The organism is Amycolatopsis thermophila (genome assembly GCF_030814215.1).
In the GTDB taxonomy this organism is placed as follows: domain Bacteria; phylum Actinomycetota; class Actinomycetes; order Mycobacteriales; family Pseudonocardiaceae; genus Amycolatopsis_E; species Amycolatopsis_E thermophila.
The window spans coordinates 993,538-1,018,337 of record NZ_JAUSUT010000001.1; the positions used below are offsets into that span (position 1 = coordinate 993,538).

Here is a 24,800-nt window from a genome sequence, read left to right on the forward strand (position 1 = left end):
CACGTTACTGTTCGCCCTGGTGACACCCCTGGGGGACCGTCACGCCTCACGCGCCCGGGGCAGCCCGACCGGGCCTTCGTGCAGGTCGTCGAACAGGTCACCGAACTCGTCGACCCGGTCGAGGACGTCGTCGCTGAGGAACTTCAGCTGCGCGGGGCGCCGGCAGCCCGCCACCTCGTCCCAGGTGACCGGCGTCGAGACCGTCGGCTCCTCGCGTCCGCGCAGCGAGTACGGCGCGACCGTCGTCTTGTGCGGGTTGTTCTGGCTCCAGTCGATGAAGACCTTGCCCGGCCGCAGGCTCTTCTTCATCACCGCCGTGACCTCGCCGGGCGTCTCCGCGGCCAGCTTCTTCGCCGCGGCCTTGGCGTAGGCCGAGGTGTCCTCCGGGGTCGCCGTGCGCACCGCCGCGTAGAGCTGCATCCCCTTCGACCCGCTGGTCTTCGCGTACAGCCGCAGCCCGTCGGCCGCGAGCAGGTCCCGCAGCCGCTCGGCGACGCGGCAGCACTCGACGATCGTCGCCGGCTCGCCCGGATCGAGGTCGAACACCAGCAGGTCCGGGTTGCGCCGCGCGCCGCGCGGACCGACCTGCCACTGCGGCACGTGCAACTCCAGGGCCGCGAGGTTGGCCGCCCATATCAGCGTCGGCACGTCGTTGACCAGCGGGTACGCGTTCACATCGGCGCTCTGCCCGCGCCCGCCGCCGGCGATGCGCGCCGTCTTCACCCACGAGGGCGCGTGCCGTCCGGCGTCCTTCTCGTAGAACGGGTTCGAGTCGACGCCGTTCGGCCAGCGGCGGAAGGTCAGCGCCCGGTCGCGCAGGTGCGGCAGGATCACCGGCGCGATGCGCGCGTAGTAGTCGATCACCTGGCCCTTGGTGAACCCGGCCGCCGGGTAGAGGACCTTGTCCAGGTTGGACAGCGACAGCCGGCGCCCGTCGACCTGCACCGTCACCCTGTCCTCGGCCATGCCCCTCAGGTTGCCGCACCGGCACCGGCCACGCATCCCACCGTTGTGTCGCTGACCGGAACAAAGTGGCGCGGGAACCGGTACAGTGGAGAAGAAGCTGCACCGATACCGTTCCTCTCAGCGGAACGCTACTCCTCGAGGACCTTCGGCTTTGACCACCAAGAGTACCGCCGGACGCAAGCTCGCACCGGCCACCGACAACACCGGCACCGAGGCCGCGGCGCGGGTCGCCGACGTGCTCCTGCTCTTCGCCGGCGGCCCCCGGTACCTCGGGGTGAGCGCGATCAGCCGCGAGCTGGGCCTGTCCAAGGCGGTCGTCTTCCGGATCCTGCAGTCGCTGGTGTCGCGCGAGCTGCTGGCCACCGACCCCGGCGTGAACGGGTACCGCCTGGGCCAGGCCGCGGCCGCGCTCGGGGCGAGCGCCCTGCGCCGGTTCGACGCCCGCACCGTGGCGACGCCGATACTGCGCCGGCTGCGCGACGAGACCGGGGAGACGACCACGCTGTCCGGTTTGGTCGGTGACGAGCGCGTGTACCTGGACCAGTTCGAAAGCCCGCGCGAGATCAAGATGACGGTCGAGATCGGCCGCCGCTTCCCGCTGCACGCGGGCTCGTCGGGGAAGGTGATCCTGGCCTTCCTGCCCGAGGACCGGCAGGAATCCGTGCTGCGACGGCCGTTGGACCCGCTGACCGACAAGACGATCACCGATCTGGAGGCCCTCCGGGCCGCACTGGCGGAAACCGCCCGCGAGGGCGTGGCGGTGTCACTGGGCGAACGCCAAGCCGGGGCGGGTTCGGTGGCCGCACCGCTGTTCGGCCCCGACGGAGAGGTCCACGGCTCCATCTCCATCTGCGGCCCCCAATACCGCTTCACCCCGGAAGCGATCGAGCGCTACCGCACCCTGATCAAAGCCGCGTCGAACGAAATCCGCGACAACTGGACCTGGCTCCGCGACAGCGAAGCAGGCCGCGCCTAGCGCGGAATCCCGGAGGGGAGCTGGGTGGCCAGGCCGATCATGCTCGAGGCGGTGGACGCGCCGCTCGGGGATGGTGGGTGGGATACGCCGACGGCGCAGTTCGGCTCGGATGGCTTGGCTGGGGTAGCCCGTGTCGGCGATCGCCCGCCGCGTGCCGGCATCCCGTTGCGCTTGAAAAGAGAAAGCACGTGCGGCGCCGTTGGTCACCTTGGGTGCCGGCCTCCCCCGCCCCTTCGGTTGGAGTGTTTCGGTCGCCGATCAGCGCGGGCTGGGAATCGGGGCGGGGGAGGTCTGGTGAAGCGGGTGGGTCAGCGGCCGCGCTTGATGAACTTCCCGATCGGCTCGCCCTGGATCTTCCCGTCGGCGTACACGTGGTTTCCGCGCACGAACGTATCGGTGACCCGGGCGGTCATCTCGAAGCCCTCGAACGGCGTGTATTCCTGCGTCGACTCCGAATCGGCCGCGCGCACGGTCCACTGGACGTCCGGGTCGACCAGTGCGAAGTCCGCGTCGTAGCCCTCCGCGATCGTGCCCTTGCGCAGCAGTCCGTAGCGCTGCGCGGGGTTCCACGACAGCATCGCCGCGATGCGCTGCAGCGACAGGCCCCGCTTGGTGCCTTCGCCGACGAGGCCGGGCAGCAGGTACTCCGCGCCACCGAAACCGGACTTCGCGAGGAACACGTCGCCCCGGTCCGACCCGAACTTCAGCTCGTCCCGGCAGCACGCGTGGTCGCTCACCACCCAGTCCACCTCGCCGGCCAGCACGTGCCGCCACAGCGCCTCGACGTCCTCGCGCTCCCGCAGCGGCGGGTTGACCTTGCCGCCGATCCCGGACGCGGTGTCGACGTCCGCCAGCAGGTGGCCGATCGTCACCTCCCGGCGGAAGTCGATGTGCGGGAACGCCGACGCCATCGTCAACGCCGCCGACAGCGCCTTCTCCGACGACAGGTGCAGCAGGTTGATGTTCGGCAACCCGGTCTCGTGCGCCAGGTACGACGCGATGGTGACGGCCAGCCCCTCCGAGTGCGGCGGCCGCGAAGCGCTGTACGCGCGCAACCCGGTCAACGAGCCGTCCTGCTCCACGAGCTTGGTGTAGGCGGTCATGATCTCCGCCGTCTCGCAGTGCAGCGACAGCGACAGGTGCGGCGCGTACTCGGTCAGGATCTCGCGCGCCTTCTGCACCCCGCGCATCACGAACTCGAAGTGCGCGATGTCGTACCGCTCGTCCGGCGGGATCATCAGGAAGTCGCTCTGGCTGGACGACCGCCCGTGCAGCCCGTGCGAGCCGTAGAACATGAAGATCTTGAACGAGGTGACGCCGTGCTCCTCGACGAGGTACGGGATCTCCTCGATGTGCTGCGAGCTCATCGGCGCCAGGTGGAAGGCGTAGTCCACGTACGCGTTGCCCGCGCTCTTGCTCAGCACCTCCGGGAAGAAGTCCCGGTAGCTGCCGCCCTTGTTCAGGTAGTACTGACCGGTGCGCATGTAGGTCAGCGAGGTCGTGACCCCGCCCTGCGCGCTGGCTCGGCTCTCGGTGCGAGTGTCGGTGGACAGCTCGTTGTAGATGCCCCAGTGCTGGTGCGCGTCGACCACACCGGGGAACGCCAGCAGGCCGCGGCCGTCGATCACCCGCGCCGCGTCGTCCTCGGGCAGGTTCGGCGCCACCCGCGTGATCGTGCCGTCGTCGACGGCGATGTCCAGCAGGTCCGGCTGCGACCCGTCCGGGTCGTCCGGCCGCACGACCCGGACGTTCTTGACGAGCAGTTCCGTCGTTGCCATCTGTGTTCCCTCCGCGTGATCGTTCAGGCCGCGCGACGTGCGACGTCGTTCGCGGCCAGGTAGGCCAGCCCGAAGGCCGGCAGGAGCCCGTTGCCGGGCAGGTATCCGGCGGCGCCGTGCCCGGAGATGCTCGCCGCAGCGCCACCCGCGGCGTACAGGCCGGGGATGGGCCGGTCCTGGGCGTCGACGACGGCCGCGTTCGCGTTCACCATCAGCCCGCCCTGGGTGTGGAAGAGCGCGGGCACCACCCGCACCGCGGCGTAGCGGCCGGACAGCGGGCGCTCCCAGTTCGTGCGGCCGAACACGTCCGCACGCTCACCGCGGGCGATCGCGGCCGCGGTGGCGAGTTCGTCGGCCAGCGCGTCGGCGGGCAGTCCGGTCGCGGCGGCCAGCTCGGGTGCGTCGTCGGCCCACACCAGCGCACCCGACGCGACCGTGTCCCGGAAGTCCTGGAACGGCTGGCACTGCTCGAAGATCGTCTGGTCGAGCACGATCCAGCCGGTGGCGCCGGGCCGTGCGGCCAGTTCGGCGGCGTACTCGGAATAGCCGCGGGTCTCGTTGCCGAAGCGGCGCCCGCCCGTGTCGACCAGGATGGCGCCGTGGATGATCGTCGCCCAGCCGACGAGCGTGCCCGCGTTCGCCGCGACCGCGCCGTGGCCCTGGTAGGCGTCGAGGAAACCGGTGGCCGCGCCCAGCTTCTCGCCGATCCGCAGCGCGTCGCCGAGCGACTGGTCGCTGCCCTGGTAGAGCGCGCCCGCGATCTCCGGCAGGTGCCGGGCCACGAGGTCGCGGTCGGCCCCGAACCCGTTGGTGGCCAGCAGAACCGCGCGGGCCGGGATCTGCTCCTCGGTGCCGTCCGGGTAGCGGACCACCGCGCCCCGGACCCCGTCGTCGGTGAGCACGTCGACCAGCTTCGCCGGGACGAGCAGCTCGATGTCCGGGTGCTCGGTGACGCGCCGCGCGAGGTGGTCGACGACGCCGGATCCGTGCCGGCCGGGGATCGAGTGGCAGCGCGGCACGGCGTGACCGGGGTAGTTGAAGTCGGTGACCAGCGACAACGGCAGTCCCGCCGAATCCGCCAGCCACTCCACCAGCGGCGCGCTCACCTCCGCCAGCGTACGGGCCAGCCGCGGGTCGGCCTGGCCCTTGGTCTTGGCCATGATGTCCGCGACGAACCGTTCCGGCGAGTCGTCGATACCCGCCTCGGCCTGCCAGCGCGAGCCCGCGCCGGGGAACATCGCGGTCGACATCGACGTGTTGTTGCCGCGCCGGAAGTGCTCGCTGGCCTCGACGACCAGCACGCTCAGCCCCAGCTCGGCCGCCCGCAGCGCACCGGCCACGCCACCACCGGCCCCGGCGACGATCAGGTCGGGTCCCTCGCTCACCGGGTCTCCTCGACGCAGAGCAGCCGCAGGGCCAGCTCGGTCGGGTCGACGACACGGGCGGGCAGGCCGGCCGCCTCGACGTCGACCGCCGAGCACCCGTTGATCACCGCGGTCGCGCCCAGCGACGCCAGCTCCCGCACCGCCGCGCCGAGCGCCCGGTTCCAGGTGCCGGTGTCGGCGATGGCCTCGAACGGCAGGTCCAGCACGCGGGTGCCGGCGAAGTACGCCCCGAGCCCGTAGCCGGCGATCCGCTTCTCGAACTCCGCCCGGATCGCCCGGTTGCGCACCACCGCGCCGAACCGCACGCCCTTGCCGGCGAGGTGGGTCGCGGACAGCTTGAGGAGCCCGTGCACCGGCAGCGGCCGCGCGGCGACGGTGTCCGGTACGGCCGGGTCGAGCACGCAGTCCGGGAAGGCCAGGTCGTACCCCTCCCCCGCCTTCGCCAGCGCGGCGGCGACCTCGCGCTCGGAGGCTCGCACCGCCGAGTCGGTGTCCAGCGACGCCGGCGCGGTGGCACCCACGTCGACGAGCTGGATCTCCAGACCGGGCGGGGCGAGCCGGTCGTAGCGGTCCTGCCGCCGCCGGATCTCCTCCGGCGGCAGGTGGATGGGCGTCACCGCGAGGGCACGCATCAGTTCAGCTCCTCCTCAACTCCGCCGGCCAGCCCGCGCAGCGCGTCACCGACGCGGGCCAGGCCGGGCAGCTCGTGGCTGACCGCGACGGCGCGGTCCACGAGTCCGGGCTGCGCGGGCAGCCACGTCTTCAGGTACGCGATCAGGTCGTGTTCGCTCAGCGGGTGGTGGTCGGCGTCGCCGACCGGGTTGGGCACCTCGCGGGTCAGCGTGGTGCCGTCGTCGAAGGTGACGGTGACCCGCGTGGCGCGTTCGGCGGGCAGCCGGGCGGTCAGGTCGTCGGCCGCGACGAGCCGCACCCGCCGCGCAAGCGCTTGCACCGCGCGGTCGTCGAGGTCGCTGTCCGGCGCGACCTGCCCGGTCAGCGCCGCGGTGGCGGCCACGAAGGGGGTGGAGAACATGGCCGACAGCCGGTTGGACCAGGTGGTGCCGCTCAGCCCCGCGCCGAGGGCGTGGGTCTCGACCAGGATCTCCACGACGCCTTCCGCGCGGAACCCGTCCTCGCCGCGCAGTGCGAGGACCGCGTCGGCCGCCGGGTGCGTGAACGAGCAGGACGCGTGCCGCTTGAAGTAGCCGCGCTGGATGTCCCAGCGCGTGCCGAGTTCCGCGGTCAGCTCCGCCGCGTCGAACGACCCGAGCAGCGTGCCCAGGGAGAGCGCGGCGGTGCCCGTGTTGCGGGCCATCCCGGCGGCGGCCATCCGCGCGGCCGCCAGACCGGAGGTCCCGGAGGCGCCCATCCACGCGTTGCGCACCGGGTTGCCGGTGGTCGCCGAGTCGAAGTGCCCGGCGATCGCCATGCCCGCGCCGGTGTCGATGGCCGCGGCCGTCCGCGAGGGGCCGAGCCGCAGCAGCCGCGCGCACCCGGCCGCCGCGCCCGCGACACCCCAGCTGCCGTGCGGGTGCGCGCCGGGCTTCAACGACGTGGCGCGGCCGAAGCGGGACGCCACCTCGTACGCCGCGAGCAGGGCCGCGGCGGTGTCGGCGCCGCTGCTGTCCAGCTCGGCCGCCAGCGCCAGGACCGCCGGGAAGCCGTGCGCCGCGGGATGGCCCTTGGCGTACTTGTTCCCCTCGTCGAGTTCGAGCGAGACCAGGGCCATGCCGTTCAGGAACGCCGCCGCGTCGGTGGACACGCACCGGCCGGCCCCGACCAAGGGCGCCGGACCGCCGGGGGCGCGCCACGCATCGCGCAACGCCCGCTGTTCCGGCTGGGCCGCGCCCACCGCGGTGACGCCGAGGACGTCCAGCAGCACCAGGGACAACCGCTCGCGCACCTCGTCCGGGGCGTCCAGTCCGGACACCCAGGCGCCGAGCGCCTCAGTGGATTCCGCCGCGGTCACAGTCCCAGGTACGCCTTCCGCACTCGGTGGTCGCCGGCCAGCTCGCTCCCGGTTCCGGACAGCACCGTCGAGCCGCTCTCCAGCACGTAGGCCCGGTCCGCGATCGCCAGCGCCTGCTTGGCGTTCTGCTCGACCAGCAGCACCGCGACTCCGTTGTCACGGATGTGCCGGACGGCCTCGAGCATCGTCCAGGTCAGCTTCGGCGACAGTCCGGTCGACGGTTCGTCGAGCATCAGCAGTTTCGGCCCGGCCATCAGCGCGCGGCCGATCGCCAGCATCTGCTGCTGCCCGCCGCTGAACGTCTGCGCGATCTGCCCCCGCCGCTCGGCGAGGACGGGGAACAGCTCGTACACCTCGGCCAGCGACTTCTCCGCCTGCGCGGACGTGCGCGTCCACGCGCCCATCCGCAGGTTCTCCTCGACGGTCAGCGTGCCGAACAGCGCCCGGTCCTCCGGGACGTGCACCAGGCCCTCGCGAACCAGCTGGTCGGGCCTGCGGCCGGCGGTCGGCGTCCCGTTGAACGTGATGCTGCCGGACGAGGTCTTGAGCTGGCCGCAGATGCTGCGCAGCGTGGTGGTCTTGCCCGCGCCGTTGGCCCCGACGAGCGCGACGATCTCGCCCTCGCCCAGGTGCAGGTCGATGTCGTGCAGGATCCGCATCCGCCCGTACCCGGCGCAGACCTTCTCAAGCGTCAGCATGGGTCGGCTCCTCACCGAGGTAGGCGTCGATGACGCGGGCGTCGCTGGTGACCTCCTGCGGCGACCCGACCGCGATGACGCGACCTTGGTCCAGCACGAGCACCCGGTCCGCCAGCCGCATGACCGCGGCCATGATGTGCTCGATGAACAGCAGGGTCACGCCCTCCTCCTCGCGCAGCAACGCGAGCAGGTCGAGCACAGGTTCGCGTTCCGCGGGCACCAGCCCGGCGAGCACCTCGTCCAGCAACAGCACCCTCGGCCGCATCGCCAGTGCCCGCGCCAGCTCCAGCCGTTTGAGTCCGGCGGTCGGCAGTTCCGGGGCGTTGCGGTGCGCCCACGGCCCGAGGCCGACGCGCTCGACCACGTCCAGCGAGTGCTCGCGCAGCTTCCGCCGCCCGAACCGGTGGTGCTGCGCGGCCAGGCTGACGTTCTCCAGCACCGTCATGCTCGCGAACGGGCGCATCAGCTGGAACGTGCGCACCATGCCGGCGCGGGCGATGCGGTCCGGCGACCGCCCGGTGACGTCCTGACCGGCGAAGGCGACCCGCCCGGTGTCCGGGGCCAGCGCGCCGGAGACGACGTTGAACAGCGTGGTCTTCCCCGCGCCGTTGGGCCCGATGATGCCGAGGATCTCCCCCTCGGCCACCTCGAAGTCCACATCGGACAGGGCCTGCAGGCCGCGGAAGGCCTTCCCGACCCCGCTCACCTCGACGATGCTCATCGACGCCACCTCGCCGCGATCGTTCCGACGATCCCCTTCGGCAACAGCCGCACGATCAGGATCAGCAGCACCGCGTAGAGCACCACGTCCAGACCGCTGCGGCCCTGCAGGAAGCCCAGGAACTCCGGCGGGGTGCGCAGCAGCGTGGCGGTCACGTCGGTCAGTGCGCCGACGATGATCGCGCCCACCACCGGGCCCCAGATCGTGCCGATGCCGCCGATCACGACCGGCACGATCGCCTGGATCGACACCGACGAGCCGAAGCCCAGCTCCGGGTTCACGAACAGGTAGTACTGCGTGTAGAAGGCGCCCGCGACGGCCGTGATCGCCGCCGACAACGCCACCGTCATCAGCTTGTGCCGCATCACCGGCGTGCCCAATGACGAGGCCGCCAGCTCGTCGTCACGGATCGCCGTGACGTACTTGCCCGCACGGGAGTGCAGGAACACGATGCTGATCGCGACCGCGGCCCCGGCCAGCACCAGCGCGACCCAGAAGTACGCGGGCGAATCGGCCTCGAACTGCAGCATCCACAGCGACGAGTCCGGGATCAGCGGAACGGTGAACCCGACCGCCTTGTTCGCGAACGCGCTGCTGGTCACGACCAGCCGCAGCATCTCGGCGAAGGCGAACGTGGCGAGCGCGAAGTAGGCGCCCTGCAGCTTGTAGCGGAACGAGAAGTACCCGATGACCACGGCGGCCGCGGCGGCCACCGCCATCCCGGCGACCATCCCGATCCACGGCGACACGTTGTGCTTCACCAGCAGGTAGGCGCTGGTGTAGGCGCCGAGGCCGAAGTAGGCCGCGTGCCCGAAGCTGAACATTCCGCCGAACCCGCTCATGATGTTCCAGCCCACGGCCATCAGCAGGAAGATCAGGATCCGCACGGCGACCGCGCCCTGCGCGGGCGGCAGGATCAGCGGCAGCGGGATCGCGATCAGCACCAGGACGGCGAGGATCGCGAGCTGCCGGTTCTGCGGGCGGAGCGGCGGGGCCTTGACCTTCTCGGCACCGGCCGGGCCGGCGATCGTGATGGTGCTCATGCCGTCTTCCTTCCGAACAGGCCCTGCGGGCGGAGGAAGAGCACGAGGATGAACACGACGAACACCCCGAGCAGCGAGGACTGCCCGCCGAGGTAGATCGTGGTGAGCTGCTCGACCAGCCCGATCAGCAGGCCGCCGACGAGCGCGCCCACGACGTTGCCCATCCCGCCGAGCACCACCACCACGAACGCGGTGATGTTGAACTGCTCGCCCAGCGTCGGCGTCACCGTGACCAGCGGGCCGGCCAGCGCGGCGGCCGCACCGGCGCACGCGGTGCCGATCGCGAAGGTGAGCGTGTGGATGCGGCGGACGTTGATGCCGACCAGTTCCGCGCCCGGCCCGTTCGCCGCGACCGCCCGGATCGCGGTGCCCAGCCGTGTGCGGCGCAGCAACCAGTACAGCAGCGCGCCGAGCAGGATCGCACCGAGGAACGCGTACAGCCGCGAACCGGCGACGACCGCACCCAGCAGCGGGAACTGGAAGTCGTGCGGCAGGGCGATCGTCTTCGGCTCGGCGCCGAAGAACATCAGCAGCCCGTTCTCCAGCAGCAGCGACAGGCCCAGCGTGATCAGCAGCTGGTTCTCCAGCGACTTGCCGCCGGTTCCGGACAGCAGTCCACGGTGGACGGCCGCGCCGATCAGGAACAGCGCCGGGATCGCGATGACCAGCGTGAGGTACGGGTGCATGCCGGTGGCGGAGATCATCCCGAACGAGATGAACATCGCGACCGCCAGCAGCGCGCCGTGCGCGAAGTTGACGATGTCCAGCACGCCGAAGATCAGCGTCAGGCCCATCGCGATCAGGCCGTAGAGACCACCGGTCAGGATGCCGGTGACCACCGACTGCCAGACCACCAGCCCGCTGCCGGACTGCAGCAGCGCGACCACGATCGCGACGACGAGGACGCCGCCGACGACTCCGGCGCGGCCGAGGAAACCCTTGTCCGCCTTGGTCTTCTTGGGGGGTGGGGAGACTTCGGGGGTGAGGACCCCCTGCGTTGTGTTCGTCATGGCCGCCACGTCACCTGGTACTCGGGCCGGGATTCGGCTTTCTCCGGCGGGTAGACCTGCTTGACCTGGCCGTCCTGCACCTGCATCAGGACCGCCAGTGCGTTGGTGTTGTCCCCGTTGGGGGCGAACTGGATCGGGCCGTTGCCCACGGTCAGGGGTGCGACCCGGGCCGCGGCGATCGCGTCGCGCACCTTCCGCGGATCGGTGCTCGCGGCCTTGTCGACGGCCTGCGCGATCACCTGCACCGCGTCGTAGGACAGCACCGCGCCGGTGCGCATCGGGTCGCCGTACCGGCGCTGGTACTGCTCCCGCAGCGCGACGGTCTGCGGGTTGGTCGCGTCGTAGTGGTAGTTGGTGCTGAAGTACAGCGCGCCGAGGTCGCCGGCGTCGGTCACGAACTTCGGCTGGTCGAAGGCGCCGTTCGACACGCCCCAGACCGCGTTGAGGTCCGGCTTGACCGAGGCGATCGCCTTGGCCGCCAGCAGGCTGTCGCGGTAGTAACCGGCGACCGCCAGCACGTCCGCCCCGGAGGCCTTGACCTGCGTGACCTGGGCGGTGAGGTCGCTGACGCTCGTCGCGTCGTAGCTGATGTTCGGGCCGACCTCGATGCCCAGCTGTTCGGCCGCCGCGGTGAACGCGTCCGCCGCGCCGCTGCCGAAGTCGCTCTGCTCGTGCAGGAACGCGACCTTGTGCACCGGCTTGCCGGCCTGCTGCGACACCTGCTGGAGGTACTGGGCGGCGGCGGTCGCGATCACCTTGCTGCCGGGCTGCACCCGGAACGCGTACTTGTAGCCGTGGGCGTACACCGCGTCGGAGGCGGTCACGTCGGCGACGAACGGCACCCGGTTGCGTTCCGCGACCACGGCGACGTTCGTGCTGACCGCGCTCTGGTAGGTGCCGACCAGGCCGACCGCACCGGCGGAGATCAGCCGCTGCGCCTCGCTCTGGCCGATGTCGGCCTTGCCCTGGGTGTCCCCGGTGACCAGCTCGACCTTGCGGCCACCGAGGGACTTGATACCGCCTGCCGCGTTGATGGCGTCCACCGCCATCTGGGCGCCGCGGCGCATCTGCTGCCCGTCCACCGCATTGGACCCGCTGACGGGGTGCAGGGCGCCGATCTTCACCGGACCCTCGTCGCGCCCCGCCGCCGCGCCCGCCGCTCCCATCGGAGCCGAGCCCCCGCAGCCGGTCGCGAGCAGGGCGCACGCCCCGAGCGCGGCGATGAGCTTTCGCGCGGACATGTCACCTCGTTCCGCTTGGAGAAACATCGGGAGTGATGCGGGCTATCGTGACACTCGCCCCGTTGACTGGTCAATATCTTGGCGAAACTTGACGGAGCGCCGTCATCAGTGCGAACTTGGTGACCAGCGAGAGACGTCGACATCGAAACACGACGTTTACCGATGTTCCCTCCAGCGAAACGCTAGAACTGGAGGAGGAGAAAGGCAGGTACGCCCCATGACGGGCGCATTGTCCGGAATCCGGGTGCTCGACACGGCCACCCTGTTCGCCGGCCCGCTGGCGGCGACGCTGCTCGGCGACTACGGCGCCGAGGTCGTCAAGATCGAGCACCCGAAGGGCGATCCGGTGCGCAGCCACGGCGCCCAGCGCGACGGCGTCGGCCTGTGGTGGAAGATGCTCGGCCGCGGCAAGAAGGCCATCACCCTGTACCTCGGCTCGCCCGAGGGGCAGGAGATCTTCCGGAAGATGGTCGCCGACGCCGACGTGGTGGTGGAGAACTTCCGGCCGGGCACCCTCGAGCGGTGGGGCCTGGGCTACGAGGAGCTGCGCGAGATCAACCCGGGCCTGGTGCTGGCGCGGGTGACCGGGTTCGGGCAGATCGGGCCGTACGCGAAGCGGCCCGGGTTCGGCACGCTGGCCGAGGCGATGAGCGGGTTCGCGGCGATCACCGGTGAGCCGGACGGGCCGCCGACGCTGCCGCCGTTCGGGCTCGCCGACGGCATCGCGGCGCTGACCACGGCGTACGCGATCATGACCGCGCTGCGGGCGCGGGAGCGGACCGGGCGCGGTCAGGTCGTCGACCTGGCGATCATCGAACCGATCCTGACGCTGCTCGGGCCGCAGATCATCGCCTACGACCAGCTCGGTCAGCTGCAGGAGCGCACCGGGAACCGGTCGGTGAACAACGCGCCGCGCAACACCTACCGCACCCGCGACGGCGGCTGGGTCGCGATCTCGACGAGCGCGCAGTCGATCGCCGAGCGGGTCATGCGGCTGGTCGGACGTCCGGAGTTCATCGACGAGCCGTGGTTCGCCTCCGGCGCGGAACGCGCGAAGCACGCGGACGAACTGGACGAGGCGGTCGGGTCGTGGATCGCGCAGCGGGACCGCGACGAGGTGGTGAAGGCGTTCGAGGAGGCCCAGGCGGCGGTCGCGCCGATCTACACCGCGGCGGACGTGATGAGCGATCCGCAGTTCGAGGCGCTCGGCACGATCGCGACGGTCGACGACGACGAGCTCGGCCCGGTGAAGATGCAGAACGTGCTGTTCCGGTTGTCGGAGACGCCGGGACGGATCGAATCGGCCGGCGCGCCGCTGGGCGCGCACACTTCGGAGGTCCTCGGCCGGTACGGCATCGGTGAAGCGGAACTGGCTCGGCTGCGCGAAAAAGGCGTCGTCCGGTGATTCCCCGCACCTGGTTGTACGTGCCGGGCGACCGGCCGGACCGCATCGGCAAGGCGCTGGCCGGGCCGGCGGACGCGGTGATCCTCGACCTGGAGGACGCGGTTTCGGCGGCGGCCAAGGACTTCGCGCGGCGGACGGTGCTGGAAACACTGGCGGGCCGGTCCGCGTTCGTGCGCATCAACGCGCCGGGCTCGCCGGCGGGCGAGGCCGATCTGCGCGAGCTGGTGTCGGCCGGAGGCCTCGCGGGTGTGCGGGTGCCCAAATGCGAGAACCCGGACGACGTGTGCCGGGTCGCCGACGCGCTCGGGGTGCCCGTGTACCCGATCCTGGAGTCGGCGCTCGGCGTGGAGAACGCGGTGTTGCTGGCGAGCGCGCACCCGCTGGTCGCCGGGATCTCCCTGGGAGAAGCGGACTTGATGGCAGACCTGCGGGTGCGGGGCGACGACGCGCTGGTGTGGCCGCGTTCCCGCGTCGTCGTGGCGGCGCGGGCGGCCGGGTTGCCCAGCCCGGTGCAGAGCGTGTGGACCGCGGTCCGTGACCTGGAGGGCCTGCGGGCCTCCACGGTGGCGGGGCGGGCCGCCGGGTTCTTCGGGCGGTCGGTGATCCACCCCGCCCAGATTCCCGTGGTGCACGAGGTGTGCGCCCCCGATCCGGCCGAGACGGCGTGGGCGCGTGAGCTGCTGGAGCGGCTCTCCTCGTCGGGCGAGTCGGCCTGGATCGACCACAACGGACAGTTCGTGGACGCCGCGATCGTGGCGCGGGCCCGCTGGGTGCTCGAGATCGCGGCGTCGCAGCAAGTCGAGGAAGGTTCTGGTTCATGACACAGGATGCGTTGCTGGCGGCGGTGGCCGGCGGGGTGCGGCTGATCGAGCTCGGTCAGCCGTTCTTCACCGGCATGCCGACGTCGCCGAACCACCCCGGGTTCCGGATGACGTTGATCCGGCGGCACGGGGACATGCAGCGCGCGGACGGCGGGTCGGCGGCCAACGAGATCATCGTGACCGGCGGGCACGTCGGCACGCACATCGACGCGTTGTCGCACGTCAGCCACTGCGGCAAGCTGCACGGCGACGTCGACGCGGCGGAGGCCCAGCGGGGCGGGGTGTTCCGGACGCACGGCGCGGAGAACCTGCCCGGCCTGCTGCGGCGGGCGGTGCTGCTGGACGTCGCCGCGGTGCACGAGGTGCCGACGCTGGAACCCGGTTACGGCGTGACGGCGGAGGACCTGGAGGCGGCCGCGAAGCTGGCCGGCGCGGAGCCGGGGCCGGGGGACGTGGCGCTGATCCGCACGGGCTGGGCGCGCAACTTCTCGGACCCGGCGACGTACATGGGCAAGGAGTCCGGCGTCCCCGGCGCGACCGTGGAGGCCGCTTCGTGGCTCGCGTCGCGGGGCATCGTGGCGACGGGTGCCGACACGACGGCGTACGAGCAGATCCCGGCCGGGGCGGGGCACGCGGTGCTGCCGGTGCACCGGGTGCTGCTCGTCGAGTCGGGGATCTTCATCCTCGAGCACCTGAACCTCGAGGAGATCGCCGAGTCCGGGGTGCGGGAGTTCGTGTTCGTGCTGGCGCCGCTGCGCATCGTCGGCGGTACGGGCTCGCCGGTGCGGCCCCTGGCGGCGGTGGCGGCATGAGCCCGCTCTTCACCTCGGCGGCGTCGGTCCTGGCGCCCTTGCGCAGCCGGCCGGCGGCGGCCCCGGTCCTGCGGGCGTGCCTCCGCGGCACCCCCGCCCCGTTCACCATGAAGGCGGTGATGGCATGACCCGGACGATCGTGCAGCGGCTGGCGGAGTTCGCGGCCTCGGTCCGGGCCAAGGGGCTCCCCGCGGAGCTGCGGGAGGACGCCGCACGGCGGGTGCTGGACGTGCTGGGCAACAGCCTCGCCGCCACCTCCGAGCGTCCGGCGGCCGCGGTCGGCGACCTGGTGCGCGAATGGGGCGGCTCCGGCCGGGCGACGGCGATCGGGTCGGGCGATCGGCTGCCCGAGCCGAGCGCGGCCCTGGTCAACGGCACACTCGCCCATTCGCTGGACTTCGACGACACGCACCTGCCGTCGGTACTGCACCCGTCCGCGTCGGTGGTGCCCGCGGCGCTCGCGGTCGCCGAGGCGCGCGGCTGCTCGGGGGCGCAGTTGCTGGACGCGATCGGCGTCGGCGTCGAGATCACCGTGCGGCTCGGGATGGCCGGCTACGACTCGGAGCTGGGCAACTCCGTGTTCTTCGAGCGCGGCCTGCACGCCACCGCGATCTGCGGTGCGCTGGGGGCCGCGGTGGCGTGCGCCATGCTGTCCGAAGTGGACGAGCAAGGCATCGCGGACGCGCTGGGGATCGCGTCGAGCATGGGATCAGGTCTGCTCGAAGCCAACCGGACCGGCGGCACCGTGAAGCGGGTCCACTGCGGGTGGGCCGCCCACGCGGCGGTGACGGCGGCCGGCATGGCTCGGCACGGCATCACCGGCCCGCCGACGGTGCTCGAGGGCCGGTTCGGTCTGCTGCAGGCGTTCTGCGGTGACCAGACCGATGTGGACGCGATCACCGAGGGCCTCGGCGAGAAGTGGGAGCTGCCCGGCATCTTCTTCAAGCCGTACCCGTGCAACCACTTCACACACACCGGGATCGACGCCGCCCGGCGGTTGCGGGAGCGGGGCGTGGCGGTCGAGGAGATCGAGTCGCTGGAACTCGGCGCGCCGACCGCCGTGCTGCGCACGATCGGCGAGCCGCGGGAGGACAAGATTCGTCCGCGGTCCGGTTACCACGCCGCGTTCTCGGGCCCGTACACGGTGGCGGCGGGTTTCCTGGGCGGCGGCGGGCTGGGCGTCTTCCACGACGACTTCACGGACGAGGCGGCGGCCTCGCCAGAACGGCTGGCGTTGGCGGCGAAGGTCACCTGCGTCCCGGACGCTCGGTGCGACGAGATCTTCCCGCACCAGTTCCCGGCGGTGCTGCGGGCGCACCTCCGTGACGGGCGGACGATCGAGGAACGGGTGGACGCCAACCGTGGTGGGGCGGAGAACCCGCTCGCCGCGGAGGAGCTGGCGCTGAAGTTCCGGTTGAACGCCACGCGCGTGGTGTCGGAGGAAACCGCGGAGCGGATCACGGAGCTGACCTACGGCCTCGCGAAGTTGGCGGACATCGGTGAGCTGACCGCGCTGCTGCGCGCTTGATCTCCGGCCCGCGCCGGCGTGGCGCTCCCGGGTGCCGCGCCGGCGCCTTCCGGGGCACCCGCGGCTGAGGGCGACCCGTTCAAGGAACGAGGACGAGGCGAATCGGGTTGCCCTCCTTGCGATCCAGGTGCTCGACGGCCTTCGCCGCGTCGGCGAGGGGGTAGGTGCCGCTGATGGAGCGGCTCCACTCCACGCGGTGGTAGCGCGCCAGCTCGATGAGCTGCTCGACCGCGCCCGGCTGGGAACCGTAGTGGCCGAGCAGGCGCTGGCCGCGGTAGCTGAAGCCGATGCCGTCGGTCACGGTGAGCGGTTCCGGGGTCAGGCCGACGAGCACGAGACGCCCGCCGAGGCCCAGGCAGCTCACTGCCTGCTCCCGCACCGGCGGCACCCCGGCCATGTCGAACGCCACGTCCAACCCCGCTCCGGCGGTGATGGCGAGGATCTGCTCGCGCAGGGTGGGGTCGCCCGGGTCCAGTGCCAGGTCGGCGCCGAACTCCAGTGCCCGCTCCCGCGCCGCCGCCAACGGGTCGACCGCGACGATCGGGGCGGCGCCGATCAGCCGGAGCAGCTGCACCGCGTGCACACCGAGCCCGCCCGCACCCCACACACCCGCCGGGCGGGCCGGCTGGGCCTGGCCGGTGCCGGTGACCGCGCCCCAGGGCGTGGACACCGCGTCCGGCACGATCGCCGCCTGCACGAGCGGCAGGTCGTCGGGGATCGGGATGAGGGTGTGCTGACTGGCGAGGGCGTACTCGGCCCAGCCGCCGTCGTAGTCGACGCCGCGTGTGCGGACCTGCAGGCACGGGCCGCGGAAGCGGACGCAGTTCGGGCACTGGCCGCACCGCTCACCCGCCTCGAGGGCGACGCGCTGGCCCTCCTGCCACCGGTCCGGCACGTCGCGCCCGATCGCGTCGATCTCGCCCGCCACCTCGTGACCCAGGGTGACCTCGGGCGCCTCCAGGAAGAGCGGCGTGAGGGTGCCGTCGATCAGGTGGACGTCCGACAGGCACACCCCGGCCGCGCGCACCTTGATCCGGACCTGGCCCGGCCCGGGTTCGGGGACCGGCACCTCCCGGACACCGAACTTGCGCGAGCCGATCTCCAGCCTTCCGGCCAGCATGGTGGCCATGCGGGACCTCCCGTTCGTCGCGGTGGCGTTCGCCCACATGGTGGCCCAGCTACGCGTCTCTCACACGTGACTTCCCCCTTCTTGGCACGATCGGTGGCAGAATCGGAGCACACCCGGCTGGGGGCGCCCATGGTGATTCTGGTGGTCATCGTCAGCCTCATCGGCCTGTTGCTCGTCGGCGCGGGGGTGTACGACGTGCGCACCCGCCGCAAGCGCCCGGTGACCGCCTGGGCGCCGGACGAGCTCATCGAGCACCGCCGCGACCTGCGCGCCGCGGCGGGCGTGAACTTCCGCGTGCGCGACTTCGGTTGGATGGCCGTGCGGCACCGCAGGTGACGGTTCCTCCCGCGGCTTCTCCCGAGCACGTGGAAACGAGGCGGGCGTAGCGCGCACCAGTCACGGCGCAATGACCACGTGGGCGACCGCCACGCCGGCCCGAGCCCAGCAACGGCTCGCACCTGTCAGCGACCCCGGTGGAAGGCCGTGCGGCGCCGCACACCACGGTGACGGTTCACCCGCGGCTTCTTCCGAGCACGTGGATACGAGGCGGGCGGCGCGCGCACCCGCCACGGCCGAATCACCACCTGGGCGAGCCCGCGCCAACCCGAGCCCAGCAACGGCTCGCACCTGTCAGCGACCCCGGTCGAATGCCGAACGGCGCCGCACACCGCGGTGACGGTTCGACCCGCGGCTTCTCCGAGTACGCGGATACCAGGCGGGCGGCGCGCGCACCCGCCACGGCGGAATGACCAAGTGGGCGAGCCCCGCCCCAGTCCGAGCCCCGCAGCAGCTCACGCCGGCCAGCGACCCCGGGGACGCCGTGCAGCGCCGGCACACCACGGTGACGCTTCGACCCGCGGCTTCTTCCGAGCACGTGGATACCAGGCGGGCGGCGCGCGCACCCGCCACGGCCGAATCATCACGCAGGCGACCGCCACGCCAGCCCGATCCCCGCAGCAGCTCGCGCCTGTCAGCGATCCCGGTCTGACGCCGTGCGGCGCCGCACACCACGGTGACGGTTCCTCCGAGCAGGTGGATACGAGGCGGGCGTCGCGCGCACCAGCCACAGCGGAACCCCCCGTGGGCGACCGCCACGCCAGCCCGAGCCCAGCAGCGGCTCGCACCCGTCAGCGACCTCGGTCGAATGCCGAACGCCGCACACCGCGGTGACGCTTCCCCATCGGGGCGGTGAGTGGACACTCGAGGGTGCCCCGATCTTTGCGCGGGTCGCGGGATTCCCGGGCTGTCGGTCTCGGTGGCTGAGGCAATCAGGTGCGCGAGGGGCGGGGTGCGCCGAGCCTAGGGCCAGGGTGGGTTGGCTGCCTGCGCGAGTGTCGCACCAGCACGAGGGCCCAGTACCGGTTGGCGTCCGCCGGGGCCTTGCCAGCCTGGGCGCCACGGCCAGCGTCCACGCGCATCCGCGTGCACGAGTTGTGTGGCGTGGACCCCGGGGCCGTACAGGTCGACCGCGGTGAGCAGGTGCACCGACGGCACCTCCACCGCCACGGCCTCCAGCAGCAGGTTGCCCGGGCCCGGCAGCCGCTCCCCCGGCTCCAGGTCCGGCTCGCCCGTGCGGAGCAGGTGCGCGGCGACGTCGTCGAGCAGGCCGCGCGCCCGATGGGGCTCCATCGCGGTCACCACCAGCTCCGGTCTGCCCCGGCCCGTCAAGCCCGCGGTGTACGCCCACGGCGGGCGGGAACCGTTGCCCTCGAACGAAATCACCGCCCACCCGTGCTCGCCGATGATCTCGCGCAGGTGGCGCAGGTTCCCGGACGGCCGACCGCACTTTCCGCACATCGTCTCCCCCTCGGAGTTCGGGTTGCTGTGCGATCGACTATGCAGGGCGGCACCGACAAAAAGACAGTCCCGCCCGCGCCGTGTTCACCCGATCGTGGCTAATCGGGGAAAGATTCCCGGTGCAGCACCCCGTGGAGCGCGTCGCGGAGGACATCCACGTGCCCGGACGGCACACCGGACACGGTTCGCCAGGCCACGTAACCGTCCGGGCGCACCAGCAGGCACCCGGCCTCGTCGAGGTCCGACACCCGGCGCCAGTCGCCGTAGGCATCCCGGGCGCCCGCGTCGCCGATCCGCACCGCCCGCAACGACAACTCCTCCGCCGCGGAAACCCAGTCACCACCGGCGAGACCGGTCACCACGGTGAACTCTCCGCGCCCGACCAGATCCAAAGTAGACACGCGTTCGCCGTGCTCGTCCACCAGCCACGCGTGCGGCAGCTTCGCACCGGGCCGGGTCGAGGGCTGGTGGAACAGCTCCGGATCCCGCTCCCACACCTCCGGCGGAGCGCCGTCCGGGATCACCGCGCCCGACGAGTACCGCTGGTTCAGCTCGACGCCGTGTGCGTTGAACTCGTAGTTCTTCAGCTCGATCGCCTCGTGCAGGGCCTGCCGCCGCTTGACGCCCTCCGCATCGTCGGCCCGGCACGCGGCCAGCCCGGCCACGATGCCCTCGTCGTCGCCACCACCCGCGATGCCCAGCGCCGCGAAGATCGGCCCGAACTGGTCGCGACTCAGGTTCGCGCGGTCCACGATCTGCTTGCCCACCGGCGCCCGCTCCGCCGTGTACGTGTCGAGCAGACCCGGCCCCGCCTCGCCGCGCAGGACCATCGCCAGCTTCCACGCCAGGTTGTAGGAGTCCTGGATGGAGGTGTTGGAGCCGAGCCCGTTCGACGGCGGGTGCCGGTGCACGGCGTCGCCGGCGCAGAAGACCCGGCCACGGGAATACTCGGTGGCGTAGGAGTGGTTGACCGTCCACAGTGAAGTGGAGGTGATCTCGACGTCGACCGACGGGTCGCCGACCAGGTCGTGCACGATCTCCCGCGCGACCGCTCCGTCGACCTCCGGCGGCGGCTGCGAGATGTCGTAACCCCAGGTCAGCAGCCATTCGTCCCACGGCCGCACCATCCGCACCAGACCCATCCCGATGCCGCCGAGGTGCGCCCCTGGCCGCATCACCCAGTACAGCACGCTCGGCCGGTGCGCGACGTGCCGCGACAGATCGGCCCGGAACACGATGTTCATGCTCCCGGCCTTGCCGCTCTGCCCGGCGATCGGCAGCCCGATCTGTTCGGCCACCAGGCTGCGCCCGCCGTCCGCGCCGATCAGGTACCGCGCGCGGACGGTGAACTCGTCGCCCCGCACCCGGTCGAGCAGCCGCGCCGTCACGCCGTCCGCGTCCTGTTCCAGCGACCGGAACTCGGTGTCGAACCGGACCTTCGCGCCGCGGGCCGCGGCGTTGCTGACCAGGATCGGTTCCAGGTAGGTCTGCGGCAGGTCGATCATGCCGCACGGGCTGGCCGCCGCGTACTCGCTGAGCAACCGCGGCCCGGTCCCCCACGTGCGGATGCGGCCGATCTCGTCCCCGGCCAGCGACGTGCACAGCACGGTGTCGCCCATCAGCTCCTGCGGGGTGCCCGCGGCCAGCGCCTCTTTCTCGACACCGGCGTCCCGCAGCACCTCGAGGGTGCGCTGGTTGGTGATGTGGGCGCGCGGGGTGTTCGCGACCCAGCCGTACTTGCTGACGAGCAGCGTCCGCACCCCGTAGCCGGCCAGCAGCAGGGCCGCCGAGCCGCCCGCGGGGCCGCTGCCGACGACCAGGACGTCGGTGTCGAAGGTCTGCATGGAAACTCCTAGCGCGCGATGCGGAAGGTGAACTCGAGCAACCGCCACTCGCCGTCCACGACCCGCCCGTCCGGGGTGGGACCGTGCTGGGGGACGAAGTCGACGACGAGGGAGTCCTTGACGCCGAAGACGGTGTCGCCGCGCCCGGACGAGGCGTCCAGGTACGGCCCGCCCCGCACGAACAGCTGCGTGATGAGCTGCTGGCGCCCCGGCGCGTTGATCATGAAGTGCACGTGCGGCGCCCGCCACGGGTGCCGTCCGGTGGCCGCGAGCATCTGGCCGACCGGGCCGTCGTCCGGGATCGGGTACTCCTTGGGCAGGATCGACCAGAACCGCACGCGGCCGTCGGCGTCGCTGTGGAAGCGGGCGCGCAGCACCGGTCCGTCGAACTCGGGCAGCTGGACGTCGTAGAAGCCGTCCTCGTTGGCCTGCCAGACGTCGACCACGGCGTCGGGGACCGGGTTGCCGTCGGGGTCGGTGACGCGGACGTCGGCCCACATCGGCGTGCCCGGCAGGCCGCGGGCGATGTCGGTGCCGTGCTCGACGGCCGGCGGGCCCTCGACGTAGAACGGGCCGAGCACCGCCGACGGTGTGGTGTCCGGGGTGCGGGAGTTGGTGAGGACGTCGACCGCGCTGGACACGCCCAGCACGTCGGAGAGCAGCACGAACTCCTGCCGCGTGTCGGTCGTGATGTGGCCGGCGCGGGTCAGGAAGTCGATCGCGTACTGCCATTCGCCCTGGGTGACGTCGTTGGCGGTGACGTAGTGGTGCAGATGCCGGACAAGGTCGGTGACCAGCTGTTTCGCGCGCGGGTCCGGGGCGTCGTCGAAGCTCGCGACGACCTGGCGGGTGAGCCAGCTCAGGTCGGGCACGGCGCGGCCGCCGCCCGGGCGCTCGCCGTGCCACGCCTGCCGCAGCAGCTCCTCGATGCCGTCGCGGGTCAGCTCGCGCGGGTTCGGGTACGGCTTGGCGGTGGCCAGTTCGGCCGCGCGCGGCACGTCGTCGAGGCTCATGCCCAGCTCCTGCAGCGACGTCGGGCCGCCGCAGCGGACGATGAGGTCGTACACCCCGCTGGGCGCGTCGGCGGTGCCGAGCGCCGCCGCGATGCGGGTCATGGCTTCGGACGCGGCCGTGGCGTTGTAGGCCATGGCGTGCGGGAGGATCACCGTGTGGGTCTCGGCGTGCGGCAGGTCGAACGAGCCACCGAGGGTGTGGCAGAGTTTGTGGTGCAGGCTCATCCCGACGGTGGCCAGGCAGGTCCCGGCGAGCCACGCCGCCTGCAACAGGTCCGCCCGCGCGTCCACATCGGACGGTCGTTCGACGAGGGCGGGCAGCGACCGGGCGATGCGCGTGATCGCGTCCAGGGCCATGCCGTCGACAACCGGGTTCGCCTGCGGTGAGTACAGCGCTTCCACCGCGTGGGCCATCGCGTTGATGCCGCTGGTGACCGAGACGGCGACGGGCAGACCGAGCGTGAGGTCGACGTCGTAGATGACCGTCTCGGGCAGGATCGCGGGCGACGACCGGGTGGTCTTGCGGCCGTTCTCCGTCTCGCCGAGGACGGGTGTGACCTCGGAACCGGCGTACGTGGTCGGCAGGATGACCTGCGGCAGGTCGGTGCGCACGGCGAGCGCCTTGGCCAGCCCGGTGGTCGAGCCGCCGCCGATCGCGACCAGGCAGTCCGCCTCGTGCTCGGCCAGCGCCTTGAGGGCCCGCTCGGTGACCTCGACGGGCGTGTGCATGACGGCGCCGTCGAACTCCCCGGCGAGCAGCGACCCCAGCGCGTCACGCACCGGCTGGGCGGCTCGGTGGAGTGGCGGGCTGGACAGCAACAACGCCCGCGTCCCGCCGAGCCGTTCCACCTCCTCGCGCACCTGAGCCACCGTCCCCGAACCGAAAACGACCCGAGCCGGATGAGCCGAGTAGACGAAGCCCCGCATCGCGCTCCACTCCCTTTGCCGCCGATGTGTTGACGAGTATCGGGCGCACCGGAGGACCGGCGCCTGCACGTTCTGAGCGTCCTTCGGCACGAAACGCGCATGCGAGCGAGCGTACGACGCACGCGGCGCGGTGCCGTTGATCGGTAAAACCCGAGCTGGGTGGTCATCGACCACCTGCCCGAGGTGAGCGGACAACGGTTCCCGTCATCCCGGAGCCTGCCCGTCCGGCGAGGACATCTTTTGATCTTTTTCCTGGCCTTCGGCCAGGGGCGCCTACGGCGCCGAACGTACCTTGGGCGGACCTCCCCCGCCCCCTCTTTGAGTGTGTGTTGGTCGCCGAGCAGGCGTGTCAAGGCGGGAAAGAGTACCTTGACACGCCTGGTCTGCGACCAAATGCGGGCTGGGGATCGGGGGCGGGGGAGGTCTGGGGCGTAGTCGGATTCGTCGCGTTGCCGGCTCGCGGTTTGCAGGGGGTGCGGCCGTTTCTCGGGGCGGTCGCTGCGGTGCCGGAACGTAAGCGATCTTCGTGCTAGGCGTGGTCTCTCCGGTATGCGGCCGGGGTGGTGCCGAGCCGGCCGCGCATCACCCGCGTCAGGTGTTCCTGGTGGGAGAATCCGCACCGCACGGCGACCTCCGGGATCGGCAGCGCGCTGCCACGCAGCAGGCGGCACGCGTGCTCGACCCGCAGCCGCATCAGGTACCGGTGCGGCGTCTCGCCCGTCGCGGCCTTGAAGCGGCGGGTGAACTGGCTGACGCTCAGCGCCGCAGCGGCCGCGAGTTCGGCCAGCGGCAGCGGTTCAGCCAGGCGCTGCTCCATGAGTTCGCGCGCCGCGGCGAGCTGTGTCCGGGACAGGCCGCCCGGCTCCGGCTCGACGGCCGTCCCGTAGCGGTGGGCGAGGTGCGCGGCCAGGAGCCCGCCGAGGTGGTCGACGTAGGTCCGGGCCGTCGGCGTCCACTGCCGCAGCACGCCGTCCAGGCTCAGCATCACCTGTTCAGCGAGCGGATCGGCGACGACGACCTCCTCGCCGAGGTCGACCGGGCCGCCGGCGGCCTCGCGCAACACCGAGTCGGGCAGGTAGGCGTGCACGGTCCGCAGCTTCCCGCCCAGTTCCACGGTGAGGTCGTGCCCGGCGGGGTGGAGGAACAGCCCGCCGGCGGGGATGTGCGCCACGTGGTGCCGCCCGCGGCGGACCGTCACCGGGCCGTCGAGGTGCAGGATCACCAGGTGGGTGCCTGCCGCGTCGAAGCTCGCGCGGTACGGCGTTTCAGCCTGGGTGGAGACGTAGAGCCGGTCCCAGCCCAGGCCCGCGCTGGAGCGGGCCGGGTGGATCCACGGCTGGCGCAGGATGCCGTTCGTGTCGGCCAGGCTCAGCTCGGGCACGTTTCCTCCTCGGCGTCGAGGTCGTGCCCAGTCTAGGTCGTCGTCAGGCGCGCGAAAGGTGGTGACGGGTCCGCGGAGCCGCGGCGCTCCGGAACCCCGGGCGTGCGGTCTCCAGCCGGCGGGCGGCCACCTCGCCGCGGATCCGGAGCGCGTCGCGGTCTTCGACGTCGAAACTGCCGGACATCCGCGGCGGCGCCTGGCGGCGGTGGTTGCGGTTGAGGCCCCACACGATCAGGGCGATGAGCAGGAGGAACATCAGCAATCCGGTCATGGCAGAAATTATTCGCTGCACGAGAAGCTGCCAGAAGTGGCAGAACGGACCTTGTGCAGCAAAATCCTGCCAGCTACCGTGTGGG

Annotated in this window: 23 protein-coding genes; 7 read left to right on the forward strand and 16 right to left on the reverse strand. The window is 71.9% G+C overall.

Going from position 1 to position 24,800, the window contains the following annotated elements:
• Nucleotides 1-39: 39 nt before the first annotated feature.
• Complete coding sequence (gene ligD / locus FB470_RS05010; protein ID WP_306989125.1) at nucleotides 40-966, reverse strand: non-homologous end-joining DNA ligase; 927 nt, start codon at nucleotides 964-966, stop codon at nucleotides 40-42.
• A 151-nt stretch (nucleotides 967-1,117) separates the two neighbouring features.
• Between ligD and FB470_RS05015 the strand changes: the two genes are divergently transcribed.
• Entirely contained in the window at nucleotides 1,118-1,942 is an 825-nt protein-coding gene (locus FB470_RS05015) for an IclR family transcriptional regulator (RefSeq protein WP_306989126.1), read from the forward strand.
• A 308-nt stretch (nucleotides 1,943-2,250) separates the two neighbouring features.
• Here FB470_RS05015 and FB470_RS05020 read toward each other — a convergent pair whose 3' ends face one another.
• The 9 genes from FB470_RS05020 to FB470_RS05060 are packed head-to-tail and all read right to left on the reverse strand — an operon-like array spanning nucleotide 2,251 to nucleotide 11,787.
• Nucleotides 2,251-3,720, reverse strand: coding sequence for a dihydroorotase (locus tag FB470_RS05020; protein ID WP_306989127.1), 1,470 nt, complete (start codon nucleotides 3,718-3,720; stop codon nucleotides 2,251-2,253).
• A gap of 23 nt (nucleotides 3,721-3,743) precedes the next feature.
• A complete protein-coding gene (locus tag FB470_RS05025) occupies nucleotides 3,744-5,105 on the reverse strand; it encodes an FAD-dependent oxidoreductase (RefSeq protein ID WP_306989128.1) in 1,362 nt (453 codons plus the stop codon).
• The gene (locus FB470_RS05030) at nucleotides 5,102-5,737 is read right to left on the reverse strand and encodes an aspartate/glutamate racemase family protein (RefSeq protein WP_306989129.1); all 636 of its coding nucleotides are present in this window, start codon (nucleotides 5,735-5,737) and stop codon (nucleotides 5,102-5,104) included. Before FB470_RS05030 ends, FB470_RS05025 begins: the two co-directional genes overlap by 4 nt.
• Complete coding sequence (locus FB470_RS05035; protein ID WP_306989131.1) at nucleotides 5,737-7,074, reverse strand: MmgE/PrpD family protein; 1,338 nt, start codon at nucleotides 7,072-7,074, stop codon at nucleotides 5,737-5,739. Before FB470_RS05035 ends, FB470_RS05030 begins: the two co-directional genes overlap by 1 nt.
• Nucleotides 7,071-7,772 carry an ABC transporter ATP-binding protein gene (locus tag FB470_RS05040; RefSeq protein WP_306989132.1) on the reverse strand — a complete coding sequence of 234 codons (702 nt, stop codon included), beginning with the start codon at nucleotides 7,770-7,772 and terminating at the stop codon, nucleotides 7,071-7,073. Before FB470_RS05040 ends, FB470_RS05035 begins: the two co-directional genes overlap by 4 nt.
• The gene (locus FB470_RS05045) at nucleotides 7,759-8,493 is read right to left on the reverse strand and encodes an ABC transporter ATP-binding protein (RefSeq protein WP_306989133.1); all 735 of its coding nucleotides are present in this window, start codon (nucleotides 8,491-8,493) and stop codon (nucleotides 7,759-7,761) included. The genes FB470_RS05040 and FB470_RS05045 overlap by 14 nt, the downstream gene beginning before the upstream one ends.
• Entirely contained in the window at nucleotides 8,490-9,536 is a 1,047-nt protein-coding gene (locus tag FB470_RS05050; protein WP_306989134.1) for a branched-chain amino acid ABC transporter permease, read from the reverse strand. The genes FB470_RS05045 and FB470_RS05050 overlap by 4 nt, the downstream gene beginning before the upstream one ends.
• On the reverse strand, nucleotides 9,533-10,546 hold the full coding sequence (locus FB470_RS05055) for a branched-chain amino acid ABC transporter permease (protein WP_306989135.1): 1,014 nt from the start codon (nucleotides 10,544-10,546) through the stop codon (nucleotides 9,533-9,535). The genes FB470_RS05050 and FB470_RS05055 overlap by 4 nt, the downstream gene beginning before the upstream one ends.
• Complete coding sequence (locus tag FB470_RS05060) at nucleotides 10,543-11,787, reverse strand: ABC transporter substrate-binding protein (RefSeq protein WP_306989136.1); 1,245 nt, start codon at nucleotides 11,785-11,787, stop codon at nucleotides 10,543-10,545. The genes FB470_RS05055 and FB470_RS05060 overlap by 4 nt, the downstream gene beginning before the upstream one ends.
• Nucleotides 11,788-12,004: 217 nt before the next feature.
• Here FB470_RS05060 and FB470_RS05065 point away from each other — a divergent pair, with 217 nt between their 5' ends.
• Genes FB470_RS05065 through FB470_RS05085 form a run of 5 tightly spaced genes read left to right on the forward strand, consistent with a single transcriptional unit; the run spans nucleotide 12,005 to nucleotide 16,353 of the window.
• Nucleotides 12,005-13,192, forward strand: coding sequence for a CaiB/BaiF CoA transferase family protein (locus FB470_RS05065; protein ID WP_306989138.1), 1,188 nt, complete (start codon nucleotides 12,005-12,007; stop codon nucleotides 13,190-13,192).
• On the forward strand, nucleotides 13,189-14,013 hold the full coding sequence (locus FB470_RS05070; protein WP_306989139.1) for an HpcH/HpaI aldolase/citrate lyase family protein: 825 nt from the start codon (nucleotides 13,189-13,191) through the stop codon (nucleotides 14,011-14,013). The genes FB470_RS05065 and FB470_RS05070 overlap by 4 nt, the downstream gene beginning before the upstream one ends.
• Nucleotides 14,010-14,825 carry a cyclase family protein gene (locus FB470_RS05075; RefSeq protein WP_306989141.1) on the forward strand — a complete coding sequence of 272 codons (816 nt, stop codon included), beginning with the start codon at nucleotides 14,010-14,012 and terminating at the stop codon, nucleotides 14,823-14,825. Before FB470_RS05070 ends, FB470_RS05075 begins: the two co-directional genes overlap by 4 nt.
• Nucleotides 14,822-14,953: a hypothetical protein gene (locus FB470_RS05080; protein WP_306989142.1), complete on the forward strand. Its 132-nt coding sequence runs from the start codon at nucleotides 14,822-14,824 to the stop codon at nucleotides 14,951-14,953. Before FB470_RS05075 ends, FB470_RS05080 begins: the two co-directional genes overlap by 4 nt.
• Nucleotides 14,950-16,353 (forward strand): MmgE/PrpD family protein, encoded by a 1,404-nt coding sequence (locus FB470_RS05085; RefSeq protein WP_306989144.1) that lies wholly within the window; start codon nucleotides 14,950-14,952, stop codon nucleotides 16,351-16,353. The genes FB470_RS05080 and FB470_RS05085 overlap by 4 nt, the downstream gene beginning before the upstream one ends.
• 79 nt (nucleotides 16,354-16,432) lie before the next feature.
• Here the strand turns inward: FB470_RS05085 and FB470_RS05090 are convergent, their stop codons facing one another.
• Nucleotides 16,433-17,482 (reverse strand): zinc-binding dehydrogenase, encoded by a 1,050-nt coding sequence (locus FB470_RS05090; protein ID WP_306989145.1) that lies wholly within the window; start codon nucleotides 17,480-17,482, stop codon nucleotides 16,433-16,435.
• A gap of 141 nt (nucleotides 17,483-17,623) precedes the next feature.
• Between FB470_RS05090 and FB470_RS05095 the strand changes: the two genes are divergently transcribed.
• Nucleotides 17,624-17,818 carry a hypothetical protein gene (locus FB470_RS05095; protein WP_306989146.1) on the forward strand — a complete coding sequence of 65 codons (195 nt, stop codon included), beginning with the start codon at nucleotides 17,624-17,626 and terminating at the stop codon, nucleotides 17,816-17,818.
• Nucleotides 17,819-18,781: 963 nt separating this feature from the next.
• Here the strand turns inward: FB470_RS05095 and FB470_RS05100 are convergent.
• The 5 genes from FB470_RS05100 to FB470_RS05120 all read right to left on the reverse strand — a co-directional run bounded on the left by FB470_RS05100 (nucleotide 18,782) and on the right by FB470_RS05120 (nucleotide 24,715).
• Nucleotides 18,782-19,279 carry a DUF4262 domain-containing protein gene (locus FB470_RS05100; RefSeq protein WP_306989148.1) on the reverse strand — a complete coding sequence of 166 codons (498 nt, stop codon included), beginning with the start codon at nucleotides 19,277-19,279 and terminating at the stop codon, nucleotides 18,782-18,784.
• A gap of 98 nt (nucleotides 19,280-19,377) precedes the next feature.
• A complete protein-coding gene (locus FB470_RS05105; protein WP_306989150.1) occupies nucleotides 19,378-21,123 on the reverse strand; it encodes an FAD-dependent oxidoreductase in 1,746 nt (581 codons plus the stop codon).
• Between the two features lie 8 nt (nucleotides 21,124-21,131).
• Nucleotides 21,132-23,063, reverse strand: a complete 1,932-nt coding sequence (locus tag FB470_RS05110) for a maleylacetate reductase and hydroxyquinol 1,2-dioxygenase domain-containing protein (protein ID WP_306989152.1) — start codon at nucleotides 23,061-23,063, stop codon at nucleotides 21,132-21,134.
• Between the two features lie 529 nt (nucleotides 23,064-23,592).
• Nucleotides 23,593-24,444 carry an AraC family transcriptional regulator gene (locus tag FB470_RS05115; RefSeq protein WP_306989153.1) on the reverse strand — a complete coding sequence of 284 codons (852 nt, stop codon included), beginning with the start codon at nucleotides 24,442-24,444 and terminating at the stop codon, nucleotides 23,593-23,595.
• Nucleotides 24,445-24,487: 43 nt separating this feature from the next.
• Nucleotides 24,488-24,715 (reverse strand): hypothetical protein, encoded by a 228-nt coding sequence (locus tag FB470_RS05120; protein WP_306989155.1) that lies wholly within the window; start codon nucleotides 24,713-24,715, stop codon nucleotides 24,488-24,490.
• Nucleotides 24,716-24,800 lie beyond the last annotated feature (85 nt).

What these genes read in the sequence shown, in the direction of transcription:
- ligD (WP_306989125.1), bottom strand. Translation starts at nt 966, where the DNA reads ATGGCCGAGGACAGGGTGACGGTGCAGGTCGACGGGCGCCGGCTGTCG.
- FB470_RS05020 (WP_306989127.1), bottom strand. Translation starts at nt 3,720, where the DNA reads ATGGCAACGACGGAACTGCTCGTCAAGAACGTCCGGGTCGTGCGGCCG.
- FB470_RS05030 (WP_306989129.1), bottom strand. Translation starts at nt 5,737, where the DNA reads ATGCGTGCCCTCGCGGTGACGCCCATCCACCTGCCGCCGGAGGAGATC.
- FB470_RS05040 (WP_306989132.1), bottom strand. Translation starts at nt 7,772, where the DNA reads ATGCTGACGCTTGAGAAGGTCTGCGCCGGGTACGGGCGGATGCGGATC.
- FB470_RS05045 (WP_306989133.1), bottom strand. Translation starts at nt 8,493, where the DNA reads ATGAGCATCGTCGAGGTGAGCGGGGTCGGGAAGGCCTTCCGCGGCCTG.
- FB470_RS05050 (WP_306989134.1), bottom strand. Translation starts at nt 9,536, where the DNA reads ATGAGCACCATCACGATCGCCGGCCCGGCCGGTGCCGAGAAGGTCAAG.
- FB470_RS05055 (WP_306989135.1), bottom strand. Translation starts at nt 10,546, where the DNA reads ATGACGAACACAACGCAGGGGGTCCTCACCCCCGAAGTCTCCCCACCC.
- FB470_RS05060 (WP_306989136.1), bottom strand. Translation starts at nt 11,787, where the DNA reads ATGTCCGCGCGAAAGCTCATCGCCGCGCTCGGGGCGTGCGCCCTGCTC.
- FB470_RS05065 (WP_306989138.1), top strand. Translation starts at nt 12,005, where the DNA reads ATGACGGGCGCATTGTCCGGAATCCGGGTGCTCGACACGGCCACCCTG.
- FB470_RS05075 (WP_306989141.1), top strand. Translation starts at nt 14,010, where the DNA reads ATGACACAGGATGCGTTGCTGGCGGCGGTGGCCGGCGGGGTGCGGCTG.
- FB470_RS05080 (WP_306989142.1), top strand. Translation starts at nt 14,822, where the DNA reads ATGAGCCCGCTCTTCACCTCGGCGGCGTCGGTCCTGGCGCCCTTGCGC.
- FB470_RS05085 (WP_306989144.1), top strand. Translation starts at nt 14,950, where the DNA reads ATGACCCGGACGATCGTGCAGCGGCTGGCGGAGTTCGCGGCCTCGGTC.
- FB470_RS05090 (WP_306989145.1), bottom strand. Translation starts at nt 17,482, where the DNA reads ATGGCCACCATGCTGGCCGGAAGGCTGGAGATCGGCTCGCGCAAGTTC.
- FB470_RS05100 (WP_306989148.1), bottom strand. Translation starts at nt 19,279, where the DNA reads ATGTGCGGAAAGTGCGGTCGGCCGTCCGGGAACCTGCGCCACCTGCGC.
- FB470_RS05105 (WP_306989150.1), bottom strand. Translation starts at nt 21,123, where the DNA reads ATGCAGACCTTCGACACCGACGTCCTGGTCGTCGGCAGCGGCCCCGCG.
- FB470_RS05110 (WP_306989152.1), bottom strand. Translation starts at nt 23,063, where the DNA reads ATGCGGGGCTTCGTCTACTCGGCTCATCCGGCTCGGGTCGTTTTCGGT.
- FB470_RS05120 (WP_306989155.1), bottom strand. Translation starts at nt 24,715, where the DNA reads ATGACCGGATTGCTGATGTTCCTCCTGCTCATCGCCCTGATCGTGTGG.